The following is a 13,693-nucleotide window of genomic DNA, read 5'->3' on the forward strand; positions in this document are numbered from 1 at the left end:
ATGTAATTATTTTCTTAATACAGATATATCTAACCGAAGCTTTCCTTTTTTAGATATACCAGATACTTCATTTAATCTGATTCGTCCATAACCACGAACTGAAATAATATCGTATGACTCTAACATATAGTCTGGTTTCTCCAATTGCATCCAATTAACATGAATTTTATGCGCTTTAATCAACGCCTTAGTGTGTTGACGCGAAATATGATAACAATTAGAAACGACACCATCAATTCGCAAAGAACTTACCGTCGTTGTTTCATTTTCCCAAGCATCTATAGTATTGACCTTGCTACCCATATCAATCTCTCTTAATCTTACCTTAATTCGACCAATTTGTGTAACTTGTTCCAAAAAAAAGGATACCATATTATTTTGAACAAAAAACTGCCAACGCTGCCCATCTGTAAGAATATCCCCTAAAACATCATACTTAACACCTGCATTAGCTAACGTCCCAAGTATTTGTCCATGTTTTAATGTAGCAAATTTAATTGGATATTCAATCTCTACAAGAGAAATATTGAAATCTTTAGTTTCAACCTCAAAATAAACTGGATAGAAAAGAATTCTTTGTCGTTCTGCTTTTTTTGCTCCGCCATAAAAACTTGCCTTTACATTATCATTTTGTCCTAAAATAGATTTAGCAATGTAGCATTCTCGCGGATTTAAAAAAGGTGTTAATACCGGTCTATATTCATTTTCTGCTCGTGCAATTAAACTCAATAATTCATCGATTAATGGTTCTTCTTCATTTCTAAAATGTTGATAAATCTGCTCATTTTTCATTTTTCTGCCATCTCTTACATCTAAAAGACTAAACTAATAAAATAAAATAAGCCTTTTTCAATAAATGTAAGAGCAAAAAAAGCAATTATCGGTGAAAAGTCTATCCCCATCACAGGTGGAATGAACCGGAATATTTCTAAATATGGTTCACATATACGCATTAAAAAACGGCCGACTGAAGTTTGATATGCACCTGGAAACCAAGACATTAAAATGTAGACAACTAATGCCACATAATATAAATAGAATAAATAATATATTATTGTAGAAAACAAATGAACTCTCCTTAATTAAAGTTACTTTTACGATTAAATTCTGATAAAGTTCCCTCAACAGTATAATCTTGCGGTGTGCATAGAAAAATAGAATCGCCTACTCGCTGTATATCACCACGAACTGCAAAAACAACACCTGTCAAAAAATCAATTACCCGGTGAGCATTTGCATCATCCATATGCTGAAAATTAACGAGTGTCGCTTCACCGCTTAAAAGTCTAGTTGCTATTTGTTTAACATCTGAATAGACGCGTGGTTCAAATAACATGATTTTCTTTGTTTCATTACTATTTTTTTGAGATCCGACTAATGACATAACTTTTGCATTTTTATATTGTTCATTTTTCGCAAAGTCTTGCTGTTGATCAATCTCTTGACCATCATCATAGTATTCATCTTCACTTGTATAATCATCTTTAAATAAATTTTTGAAAAAGCTCACGTCATCAACCTCCTCTGTCTAACAACTTTTCCTTAACGTCTGTGTCGTAAAAATGGTGGAGTATCTAAATTTTCGTCTTCATTGTTATCAGTATCATGTGATGATCCTGAGCCAAAAACATCAAATTTTGTCTTTTCCATGTTCTCAAATCTACTTGTTCTTGCTTGTGAAGTTGTATGTGTGTCTTCATCAATTTCACGGCTTAAGTTCCAATCACCAAATGTATCTTTAGTTCCAACTGCTTCATTTTGATCATCATTTGACATCTTTTTTTGAACATCTCCTGAATGACGTGAAGAACGTTTTAACTCATTTTTTTTGTCTATTCCCGTAGCAATCACAGTAACGACAACCGAATTATCTAACTCTTCATTTATTGAAGTCCCGAAAATAATATTAACATTACTTGATGCAGCTTGAGTTACAATCGCTGAAGCTGCTTGCGCTTCAAATAATGATAAATCACTACTTCCTGTTATATTTAACAATACATGTTCAGCGCCATCAATAGATACTTCTAACAATGATGAGGAAATAGCCTTTTTAGTTGCATCCTCAATTCTATTTTCACCTTCACCAGTCCCTATCCCCATCAAAGCAGACCCTTGGTTTTCCATAACTGTTTTAACATCAGCAAAATCCAAGTTAACATATCCTGGTGAAGTAATTAAGTCAGAAATACCTTGGACACCCTGACGTAAAACATTATCAGCTTCATGAAATGCTTCTAGCATTGGTGTATTTTTATCAACTATTTCTAGTAGACGATCATTTGAAATAATTACCAAAGTATCCACATTTTCCTTCATCTGTGCCACACCTTCAGCAGCATATTTGGAACGTCTTTGGCCTTCAAAAGTAAAAGGTCGAGTTACAACACCAACAGTTAATGCACCTTGGTCCTTAGCAATTTTAGCAATTATTGGAGCTGCACCTGTTCCTGTTCCGCCACCCATGCCAGCGGTAACAAAAATCATATCTGCACCTTCTAAGGCCTGTGCCAAAGCTTCTTCACTTTCTTCTGCAGCTTTTTGCCCTCTATCAGGATTAGCGCCAGCACCTAATCCTCTAGTAAGTTTAGGCCCCAATTGAATTTTAACTTCCGCATTGGAATTTTTTAAAGCCTGTACATCCGTATTGGCGACAATAAACTCAACCCCTTGCACATTATCAGAAATCATTCGATTGACTGCGTTGCCACCAGCACCACCAACACCAATTACTTTAATTACGGCTTGGCTTTCATCTGTATTTGAATCTAATGTAATATCAAAGCTCATTTTCTACCTCCACATATTGATTATTCGAAAAAGCCGGTAATAAAATCTTTCATTCTATTAAAAACTCCTGGCCCATTCTCCTGATCAGATTTATTATAATTTATCTCGTTTTCTTCAACATAATCTGCGCTTGTATTATCTCGATCGTGATTAGTATCTTTTATATAATCACTCTGACTTACTCCAGATACTACATTGGTTGTTCCTAATTTTTTATCAATAGTGTGTTTTACAACTAATTCAATTTCATTTTGTGAAGCCACACAACTTATTAAGCCAAGAACCTGAGTATACGATGGTATACGTAATCCCATTTCATTTGATCTAAAAATACGAACATTAGCATCAAAAAATTCTTCTGCTAATTCTGCAATTCCTGGTAAATCAGCTAACCCACCCGTTAATACAATTCCACCGGGTAATTGCAAAGCTTTTACGTCTTCCAAAGCTTTAGCTATTTTATTAAATATCTGTTCCAAACGTGCTTGTATAATTTCTGCTAAAAATTCCTCATGTATCATACGTGGTTCTTGTTGGCCTACAACTTGAACAGGAAATGTTTCCTCCGCAGATGCATTACGCGCTAATGCCATTCCATATGTTCGCTTAAGTGTCTCAGCATTTTCAACTGAAGTATTAAGAACTACCGAGATATCTCTAGTAACAAAATCTCCACCCTCTTGGTCCACATATGTATATTTTAATTTATGGTCATGAACAACTGCTGCCGTAGTCTGTCCTCCACCTAAATCAATTACAATCGCTCCAAAATCTTTTTCACCCTCATCCAAAGCTAATTGAGCAATTGCAATTGGAGCAACAACAACTTCTTTTATCCTTAAGCCTGCCCTTTCAACACACTTTTTAGTATTATGCAATATCGTCTTAGGACCTGTATACATAACACCCTTCATTTCCATTCGTACACCCACCATACCGCGCGGATCACGAATACCTTCAAAATCATCTACAATGAATTCATCAGGAGCTATATCGATTACATCTCGTTCTGGCGGAAGATTTTGAATCAGTGCCGCCTCTGTTACCCTGCGAACATCGTCATCATTTATTTCTTTACTTTTAACATGTTCATTTCCAAGTGATATCATGCCCCGACACTTTTCAATTTGTAACATATTTGCTGGTAATCCAACAATGACATCATGAATGTCTATCCCAGCCTTATCTTCTGCTTGTTTTACTGCGTCTTTTATTGCTCCTACGACCTGGTCAATGTCAACTACAACTCCCCGATTTAGACCTGCAGAACGTGTATTACCAGATCCAATGACATTAAGTTGTCCTTTGACATACTCTGCAATAATAACTTTAATCGAAGTAGTCCCAATGTCCAATCCGACATAAAGTCCAGAATTTTCCATCATATTAGGCCTCCTATTCGAAAAATATTTAATTAAGTTTAAATTATTAATTCTTTCTTATACATCTAATTTAGATTCATGTCAATACACAAATTTTACCACATATAATGGGTACTTTTCTATGTATAAGCACTAAAACATGTTAAAAAATATAAATTAAGTTTAATTACTCGTTGTTGAATTACTATATGGGTACGAATATGCACCAACTTCTAAATCAACAATCCCTGTTCCATTCATTTTAGCTACAATACTTGGATAATATGCCATTTTTTTGGCGAAAGTTCCAATAGTAGCAATAACTTCATTTCCATCGTTCATATAAACAAGTATTTTTCCTGAATCTGCTTTTGTTGGCGTTGCATGAATTTCAGATATTGCTTCTTGTATATTTTGTGATATTAAACTAAGTTGCTTAGCAATAAGTTTTAAATTTTTAGTACTTTTAAAGTCGTAAATTGTTGGCATATTTCCCGTTACATTTGCCACAGTTGCTTTACTTACAGCACCATTTTTAGTTAATGCATAATATTTCTTATCTTGATACACGTACCCAACTGTTGAATATTCTAAAATATTGATTTTTACATTCCTATTTTTTTCAGCTATTTTAGCATATTTTACAGTTCCATTTTCCTGTTTAATCCTTTTTTTTATCTCGCTATTTTTAAACCAAGTTTCAATTAAAAAGTCACCCTTCATTATTTTACTTGATTTCAATATATCCTTTTGTGTTTGCTTATTAACACCCGTAATAACTATATTTTTTACACGACTGACTGGTAGTATTAAGTACAACGATACGCTTGTTATTACTGTGAATATTGTTAATAATAATAGTCCCCGTTTTTTCAATCTCTTTTTATGCACATTTTTTAACTGTGGTAATTGTCTTGAAAAATTTTGCTTTTTAAAGGGACTCTTTTTTTCTTTTTGACGCTTTTTATTTCTTTCTAATTGTGCTTTTTCCCATGGAGTTAACTCTTGACCGGTTTGTGAGAGCCTGGCCTTATTTAGATTTTTCTTCAAAGACTATCCCTCCAATCCACGTCAACCATTAACTAAGCTATCTAAAACATTCAATACCCTACTTGCTGCATCAGGAACACCTACTTGCTTGCAATTTGTCGCTATCTTTTCACGTTCAATTGTATTACTCATTAAATCATCAATTTCTTTAGCTAAAAGTTGACCATTCAACTCTTCTTCAGTAATCATCTTGGCTGCATTCTTTGAAACAAGGCTCATTGCATTTTTAGTTTGATGATCATTAGTAACATATGGACTTGGAATTAAAATCGAAGCAATTCCCAATGCTGTTATTTCAGCTAAACTCGTTGCCCCTGCCCGACCAACTATACATTCAATTTCTGGTAGTATAGCTGGCATATCAGCAATGTAAGGTTGAATAAAAACATTTTCAGGTAAATGTTGTGTTGCTGGATTTGCCATAATTTTATCGTAATGCCTACGTCCTGTTACAAATAAAATTTGATATTTTTTGTTTGCAAATTGTTTGATTGCAGCTATACTAGCCTGATTTATTTTTTTAGCTCCCTGTGAACCTCCAAATATCAATACCGTTGGAACATCTTTTTTTAAACCGTATTCCTTATACAAGCGATTGCTTTTAGTCATCCCTGCAACTTGCTGAGCACGGGGATTACCTGTAAAAATAATCTTTTCAGTTGGAAAGCTTTGTCTAGCATCGTCAAAACAAATTCCGATTTTATCTACAAATCGACTTAAAAATTTATTTGTTATTCCAGCCACACTGTTTTGCTCATGTATCATTGTTGGTATCTTAAGACGTGCTGCCGCATATACTACAGCTCCACATACATATCCCCCAGTACCAATTACAACATCTGGTTTAAATTCACGAATTATTTTTTTTGATTCATGCACACTTTTCAAAAATAAATAGACTGTCTTTATATTTTCAAATGATATTGACCGTTTAAATCCCTGAATGTGTAATGTACGTAGCTTAATTCCTGACTCAGGTACAATTCGCTTTTCAAGACCTCGCTCTGCCCCAACATACAAAACCTCTGACTCAGGTTGTTCCTTTTTTAAAGTTTCAATCAATGCAAGCGCTGGGTAGATATGTCCACCTGTTCCTCCACCTGATACTAATATTCTCATTTGGATTCTTTAACCTCCTCTTCTAATTTTTCAACAGCTTCAATGAATTTATCTCCGCGCACCTCAAATGTTGGCCACTGATCCCAACTTGCACAAGCAGGTGACAACAAAATAATATCACCTGGTTCACTCATTTTATACGCTAAAGGTACTGCACTCACCGCATCTTGTGTTTGCTTAATTTGCTTTACACCAGCTTTTTTTGCCGCTTGTTCCAATAAATCAGCAGTTTGTCCAAATAAAACAATGCCACGCAAGTTTTTGAAATATGGCTCGAGACGTTCAAAAGTAAATCCTCTATCTAAACCGCCAGCTAATAAAACAACCGGTGCTTTAAAGCCATCCAAAGCTTTCTGCGTTGATTCAATATTTGTTGCTTTTGAATCATTATAAAATTTTCGCTCATTGAAGGTTGTAACATACTGTGTTCTATGTTTTACACCCGAAAAAGTTTTTAAAACCTCAACAATGTGTTCATTACTTTGGCCTAATAATTTTGCTACCGCTAACGCGGCTAGTGCATTTTCAATATTATGTGAGCCTGGAACATTTATATCTTCAGCAGACATTATTTCCTCATTACGGAAAAATAATTTTCCATTACTTAGATATGCGCCATCTTTGGTTAAACATTGCCGTGAAAATGGAATGATTTTTGCTTGACTTTGTTTGGCCAATTCTTGCCATTCTGAATTATCCCAATTTACAACAAAATAATCGTTCTCCGTTTGATTCATAGTAATTCTCATTTTGGCTTTAATATAATTTGCACGCGTTTTATGATAATCTGTATGTGCTTCATAGATATTAGTTAAAACAGCTATACGTGGATGAAGTTTTGTTATTCCCATTAATTGGAAACTTGAAAGTTCTGCTACCATCGTATCATTAGCATCCGCTTTTTGTGCAATTTTTGTTGCAGAAATACCTATATTTCCGGCTGTATATGCGTGTCCTTTTTTTCTACCTTGATTAAGCATTAATGCAATCATTGTCGTCGTTGTCGTTTTTCCATTTGTTCCTGTAACAGCTATTAAAGGTGCATCTAAAATTTCATATGCCAATTCAGGCTCAGTAATTATTTTTAGTCCTCGTTTAACAGCTTCACTAATTAATGAATTACTATATGGAATCCCTGGGTTTTTGACAATTAAACTTATGTTATCTAGCAATTCTAATGGGTGACTACCCGTTATAACATCTATCCCCATTTTTTTTAACTTATTAACTTGCGTTAAGTCCTTAGGGGTATTCTTATCATTCACAACAACATTGGCACCAAGCCTTTTTAATAGACTTGCTGCATTAATACCACTTTTACCAAGGCCTAAAACCAAAACATTTTTATTTTGATAATCAGTAATATTTTTCATTGTTTATACCTTCCTCGATTATACTTTTAAATAATTATCCAAACTGTCGCAGTAGCAAAAATTAACCCTACAAGCCAAAAAGTTAAATCAATTCGCCATTCACTCCAACCACATAATTCAAAGTGATGATGAATTGGGCTCATCTTAAACAAACGTTTCCCTGTTCTTTTAAAATAACCTACTTGTAACATTACACTTGCTGTTTCACATACAAAAATAATTCCAATAAAAAGAAGTGAAAGTTCATGATGTACTAGAATCGATACCGCTGCAAGAGCTCCACCCAAGGCCAACGAACCCATATCACCCATAAAGACTTTTGCAGGCTTATGATTAAATCCTAAAAATGCAATTAATGCACCAATAACAGACAAACAGAATATTAATACTGAGAATTGATGCTGTACATACGCAATTACCGCATATGCTCCAAAGGCAATTATTGCTTGTCCAGCAACTAGACCATCAATTCCATCTGTTAAATTAACTGCATTTGAAAACCCAACTAACCAAAATATTGCAAATACAATATATAACAATCCAATATTTAATTCGTGATTGAAAATGTTCAAAGATAAAGGTAGACCCTTATATATATAAAAAGCCATAAAGATAAGGGCACCAATTATCTGTCCTGTTAGCTTTTGCCAAGCTTTCAACCCTTCGTTTTGCTTTTTCCATAATTTAATTGAATCATCCCAAAAGCCTAAGAACCCATATAAAATTAAAATGAAATTCAAAATAATCACTGGTACATTTAATGTATGTTGCGAAAATGCAACTATCATAGATGTAATCAAAATTGAAAAATTAAAAACAAATCCACCCATTGTTGGTGTCCCTGATTTTTTTTCATGCCATTTTGGCCCTTCTTCACGAATCATTTGTCCTTGCTTTTTTTTATGTGCGTAATCGATGAATACCGGTAAAAATAAAGTAGTTAAAATTAAGCTGCCTATCACTGGAATTAACATCTGCGTAATATTCATTTTATTAATTCTTCTCCTTTAATTTAAATGCTTTATTAGCTTCCTCAACATCATCAAAATGATGTTTTGTATGACCAATTATTTGATAATCCTCATGTCCTTTGCCAGCTATTAAAACAATATCATTTGGCTTAGCCTTCATAATAGCTGTTTGAATTGCTTGTCTACGATCTAGAAGAACCGTTGCTTTCATGCCGTTAGGGACACCTGTAAGCATCGCATCAATAATCGATTTCGGCTCTTCTGTCCGCGGATTATCTGAAGTGAAAATAGCATAATCACAATTTTCAACAGCTATTTTAGCCATTTTAGGTCTTTTATCATGATCGCGATCTCCACCACATCCAATAACACAGTACACTTTTCCGACTGCAAATTCATTAATTGTCTTTAGCGCATTTAATAATCCATCTGGTGTGTGCGAATAATCAACAATTGCACTAGCACCGCTATTTGAAGTAACTAGCTGTAACCGTCCTTTTACACCCGAGAAATTTTCTAATGCTTCGACAATTCTATTACTATCTACACCAGCTACATAAGCTGCACTGTATGCAGCTAACAAATTATACACGTTAAACATTCCAATAGTTTTGACATGTAAATGATATTTATTATTAAAAACCTTCAAATCAAAATCTGTTCCATGAGCATGAATTTTTATATTTGAAGCACGAATTATTGCATCATTTTTTATGCCATACGTCATGACTTGAGCAGCTGTATCTTCCATAAATCTTTGACTCATAGAATCATCATTGTTAAAAATTGCAACTTTAGCATCACCACTAATTGTATAACCATTGCCTAACTGTGAAAATAATAAACTCTTTGCATGTGCATAATTGTCCATTGTTTTATGGTAGTCTAGATGGTCTTGCGTAAAATTAGTAAATACAGCAATATCAAAATCAACGCCCCATACCCTGCCTTGCACTAATGCTACTGAAGAAACTTCAATAGCGGCTTCAGAAACACCCACTTCAACCATTTTTTGCATCGTTCTTTGCAACGTTATTATATCAGGTGTTGTATTGGCTGTCTTCAGTACCTCATCACCAATCCGCCGATACATTGTTCCAACAAGTCCAGTCTTTTCACCTTGATCTCTAAAAATTGCATCAATCATATGTGTAACTGTTGTTTTACCGTTAGTTCCTGTTACACCAATTACTTTCATTGCATGGCTTGGAGCACCATAAAACGTATTACTTAAAAGTGCCATTGCTCGATTTGTATTTTCAACATATACAACCGGTACTAACATCTCACCAAGCGGCTTTTGAGCAATAATCATTTTTGCGCCCTTTTCAATAGCTTGTCTAACATACTGATGCCCATCTACTGTATAACCGCTAATTGCAATAAAAATACTATTTTCAACAACTTCACGTGTATCTTGTGTCACAAGGGATATGGAAAAATCAGAATATTTTTCTGGTATCACTTGTTTAAATTTTAAAACTTTTAATAGTTCACTCGCTAACATTTTTTCACCAAATCTCTATTTAATAGTCAATTACTTAAGTGTCACAGAAATACTTTTAACTCCACTTAGATTTGTACCAGTTGTTACACTTTGAGCAGTCACATATCCTGATCCAGAGATATTAACTTTAATTCCTAACAGTGTCTCTAGTTTAATAACATCACTACGTGACCATCCTGAAATATCCGGCATAGTGATTGTACCGCTCGTTTTCAAAATAATTCGTCCACCAGACAATAATTTTTTCCCGCCTGCCGTCGATTGTGCACTAACAACTGAGCCACTTCCAAGAATACTTACATTCAAACCACTATTACTCAATGTCGTTTTCGCTTTTTGAATGTTTTGACCTTTCACACTTGGGACTTTAACCGTTTTTTGACTAGTAGAAGAACTACTTTCTTTTATTGCTCGCTCCATTAGCGGATTAAAGACAGAAGCTAACATTTCGCCAGAAGTTCCTGAACCGAATGTTTGTGGCTGTTTCATTGTAACATATAATATATATCTTGGATTATTAATTGGTGCCATTCCAACAACTGAAAAGATATAATTTGTACTTCCCGTCAAATATCCACTTCCATTTGAACTAGCAATTTGTGCTGTCCCTGTTTTTACACCTACAGTATATTCCGATGATTTAAACGCAGAACCCGTCCCATTTTCATCCGTAACAACTTGCGCCATTAAATTACGAACTTGCTTGGCTGTCGTTGCTTTAATTGGGTTTGAGATAATCTTCTTTGATTGCTTATAGACTGTTTTTCCAGTACTAGAACTCACAATTTTTTTAATCATATATGGTTTAAGTTCTTTACCATTATTAGCTATCGCTGTAAATCCTTGCATCATTTGAAATACAGTAACATCTATCCCTTGACCGTAAGCTGTATTGGCTTGTTCAATTGGATAGGTGTATGAAATACTACCAGTTGCTTCTGAGCCTAAATGTGCATTAGTACTTTTTAAAAAGCCAAATTTTTTTATATATTTCAACCAGGTTTTGGAACCCATTTGCTGTTCTAAAAGTGCCATTCCGACGTTTGACGAACGAATAAAGGCCTGATTATAACTTATATATCCCCATCCTGCTTTATTCCAATCATATATTTTAGAACCATTTATTGTTAAAGATCCAGACGAATATGTTGCATTCCCATTGAAAATGCCTGAATTAATGGCCGCCGCTGTCGTAAACACCTTCATTGTTGACCCAGGTTCATAGGTTTCATCCAGTAAGATATTTTGCCATTCACTTATACTACTTTTCGTTTGTGCATTAAATGTTGGTCGCTGACTTGCTGCTAAAATCGCCCCAGTTTTAGCATCCATCAAAACTGCCGTCATTTCTTTTGGATGATATGTTTTTTGAGCTGATTTCAACAAAGTTTCCATATATACTTGCAATTGAGAATCTAGTGTAGTGTAGAGATTGTCACCATTTTTAGCTTTTTTATACTTGGTTTTTGTACCTGGAATTTCGGTTCCCGTACTATCTTCCATATAACTGTGTGTTCCATTTACACCACTTAAAAGATGATTATATACTTTTTCTATTCCCATTAAACCATGTAGTTTATTGTTAGTTGTAGTTGTCAAACCAATAAAATAAGATGCAAATGCCCCGTTTGGATACAATCTTGCAGTAGATGCAGTAAAATCAATACCTGTTATGTGTTTAGACTCTATTGCTTTTTTTGTTTCCAAAGATATTCCTTTGCCCGCTGAACCTAACTCGACTTGATACTTATCTTTTTGATTTAAGATTTTTAAAACATCAGCATATGAAATAGATAAATACTTACTTAATACTTTTGCCGCTTTATCCTTGTCCTTATTTGCTAAGTATTCACGTTTACCATAATATATCGCTTTTTTTGAAAGAACAATATAAACCGAATAAGTCGTTGTATCTTCCGCAATTGTATTACCGTCTTTATCATAGATAGTTCCTCGTTTAGCTTTAATTTGAGTTTTGTTTGCATAAAGTTGTGCAACCTTTTTTTCCAAATTAACTCCACCAACAGTATGAAACATTCCTATATAAAAAAAACGGCCTATAAATATCAAAAAAATAATAGCTACGATGAAAAAAATAGTTATACCTACATTTCTTCGTTTATTTCTTATTTTTTGAGTATTTATAAAACGTTTATCTTTCATATTCATTTAGTTACATTCCTTGTACTAGATTCATCCAGTGTTAATCCTGCTGCCGCTGCAATTTTACTTAACCGCGTCCGACTAGATAGTTCACTGATTTCTTGCTGTGAACTTGTATTCTTGCTTTGTATCTTTGTTTGCTGTTGCGCAATTGCCTGTAACTCGTGTTGTGTGCTTGTTAACGTAACAGTAGATTGAATTACAAATATTGCCGTAATTAATGTTACAACTAACACACCTACTACAAACCCTAAATCACTTCTAAAATAAGGTGATTTTTGAGGTACCAATCTCGTCTTTCTATTTTTTTTATGTATTTTTGTGGGAGACGGTACACTTTGTCCCCATTGTTTCAATGCTGGTTGAGCCAAAAAAATCACTTCTTTCTTAATAATAATATTTTAAATTTCTTTAATACATTCAATTACACGTAGTTTAGCTGAATGTGCTCGATGATTTACCATAAGTTCATTTTTTGTAGGAATAATTGGTTTGCGATTAACAAGTCTAAACGCTGGTTGTTTTTCGTCTGGAATTATCGGTAATCCTATCGGTAGTTCTGGCAAACTTGTTTTTTCTTTAAACATTGTCTTTACAAGTCGATCTTCTAAAGACTGAAATGTTATAACACTTATACGACCATTTACATTGAGTAATTCTAATGCTTGACTTAGTGAATCTTCCAATACGCCTAGTTCATTATTCACAGCAATTCGTATTGCTTGAAAAATTCTTTTAGCTGGATGCCCACCTTTGCGCCTTGCCTTAGCTGGAATAGCTTGCTTAATAATCTCCACCAACTGTCCTGTTGTTTCGATTGATTCTATTTCCCTAGTTTTCTCAATTCGTCGAGCTATTGATTTTGCAAACTTTTCTTCCCCATAGCGAAAGAAAATACGAACCAAATCACTATAATCCCACTCATTTACAATTATCTTTGCCGTTAATGTTTGCGACTGATCCATCCGCATATCTAATGGTGCATCATACTTGTAACTAAATCCTCTATCTGCTACATCGAATTGTGGTGAAGAAACACCAAGATCATATAAAATTCCATCAACTTTTTTAACATTTAATTTGACTAATTCAGTTTGTAAATTACAGAAATTACTTTTAATAAAAGTTACTTTTCCTGTAGCCAAATCATCTGCTAAATGCACTTTGTTATATGTAATTGCCGTTTCATCTTGATCAAAAGAATATAAATGACCATTAGGCCCTAATTGTCGCAAAATTTGATTACTATGTCCGCCACCGCCTAATGTACAGTCAACGTAAATACCATTTTCTTTTATATTTAAATTATCTACAGCTTCTTTTAAAAGAACCGTTACATGCTTAAATTCTGCCATCTAC

General features: G+C 34.1%; 13 protein-coding genes. All 13 read right to left on the reverse strand.

Annotated features, from left to right (window positions below; genetic code table 11):
* Window positions 1-6 precede the first annotated feature (6 nt).
* Window positions 7-792, reverse strand: a complete 786-nt coding sequence (locus LB941_RS03940) for a YlmH family RNA-binding protein (protein WP_253359654.1) — start codon at window positions 790-792, stop codon at window positions 7-9.
* 20 nt (window positions 793-812) lie between these two features.
* Window positions 813-1,067 (reverse strand): YggT family protein, encoded by a 255-nt coding sequence (locus LB941_RS03945; RefSeq protein ID WP_253359656.1) that lies wholly within the window; start codon window positions 1,065-1,067, stop codon window positions 813-815.
* Between the two features lie 11 nt (window positions 1,068-1,078).
* A complete protein-coding gene (locus LB941_RS03950; protein ID WP_425270486.1) occupies window positions 1,079-1,510 on the reverse strand; it encodes a cell division protein SepF in 432 nt (143 codons plus the stop codon).
* A gap of 32 nt (window positions 1,511-1,542) precedes the next feature.
* Window positions 1,543-2,790, reverse strand: a complete 1,248-nt coding sequence (gene ftsZ, locus LB941_RS03955) for a cell division protein FtsZ (protein ID WP_253359658.1) — start codon at window positions 2,788-2,790, stop codon at window positions 1,543-1,545.
* Window positions 2,791-2,810: 20 nt separating this feature from the next.
* Window positions 2,811-4,172, reverse strand: coding sequence for a cell division protein FtsA (gene ftsA, locus LB941_RS03960; protein ID WP_253359714.1), 1,362 nt, complete (start codon window positions 4,170-4,172; stop codon window positions 2,811-2,813).
* Between the two features lie 162 nt (window positions 4,173-4,334).
* Complete coding sequence (locus LB941_RS03965; RefSeq protein WP_253359660.1) at window positions 4,335-5,201, reverse strand: cell division protein FtsQ/DivIB; 867 nt, start codon at window positions 5,199-5,201, stop codon at window positions 4,335-4,337.
* Between the two features lie 21 nt (window positions 5,202-5,222).
* On the reverse strand, window positions 5,223-6,320 hold the full coding sequence (murG, locus tag LB941_RS03970; RefSeq protein WP_253359663.1) for an undecaprenyldiphospho-muramoylpentapeptide beta-N-acetylglucosaminyltransferase: 1,098 nt from the start codon (window positions 6,318-6,320) through the stop codon (window positions 5,223-5,225).
* The gene (murD, locus tag LB941_RS03975) at window positions 6,317-7,693 is read right to left on the reverse strand and encodes a UDP-N-acetylmuramoyl-L-alanine--D-glutamate ligase (RefSeq protein ID WP_253359664.1); all 1,377 of its coding nucleotides are present in this window, start codon (window positions 7,691-7,693) and stop codon (window positions 6,317-6,319) included. The genes murG and murD overlap by 4 nt, the downstream gene beginning before the upstream one ends.
* Before the next feature lie 26 nt (window positions 7,694-7,719).
* Window positions 7,720-8,682, reverse strand: a complete 963-nt coding sequence (gene mraY / locus LB941_RS03980) for a phospho-N-acetylmuramoyl-pentapeptide-transferase (protein WP_253359665.1) — start codon at window positions 8,680-8,682, stop codon at window positions 7,720-7,722.
* A 4-nt stretch (window positions 8,683-8,686) separates the two neighbouring features.
* Window positions 8,687-10,171, reverse strand: coding sequence for a UDP-N-acetylmuramoyl-L-alanyl-D-glutamate--2,6-diaminopimelate ligase (locus LB941_RS03985; RefSeq protein WP_253359666.1), 1,485 nt, complete (start codon window positions 10,169-10,171; stop codon window positions 8,687-8,689).
* Window positions 10,172-10,201: 30 nt separating this feature from the next.
* Window positions 10,202-12,340, reverse strand: coding sequence for a penicillin-binding transpeptidase domain-containing protein (locus LB941_RS03990; protein ID WP_253359667.1), 2,139 nt, complete (start codon window positions 12,338-12,340; stop codon window positions 10,202-10,204).
* Window positions 12,337-12,705, reverse strand: a complete 369-nt coding sequence (gene ftsL / locus LB941_RS03995) for a cell division protein FtsL (RefSeq protein WP_253359668.1) — start codon at window positions 12,703-12,705, stop codon at window positions 12,337-12,339. The genes LB941_RS03990 and ftsL overlap by 4 nt, the downstream gene beginning before the upstream one ends.
* A 30-nt stretch (window positions 12,706-12,735) precedes the next feature.
* Window positions 12,736-13,689 carry a 16S rRNA (cytosine(1402)-N(4))-methyltransferase RsmH gene (gene rsmH / locus LB941_RS04000; RefSeq protein WP_253359669.1) on the reverse strand — a complete coding sequence of 318 codons (954 nt, stop codon included), beginning with the start codon at window positions 13,687-13,689 and terminating at the stop codon, window positions 12,736-12,738.
* Window positions 13,690-13,693: the final 4 nt, after the last annotated feature.

This window comes from Ligilactobacillus ubinensis (assembly GCF_024160875.1).
Classification (GTDB): Bacteria; Bacillota; Bacilli; order Lactobacillales; family Lactobacillaceae; genus Ligilactobacillus; species Ligilactobacillus ubinensis.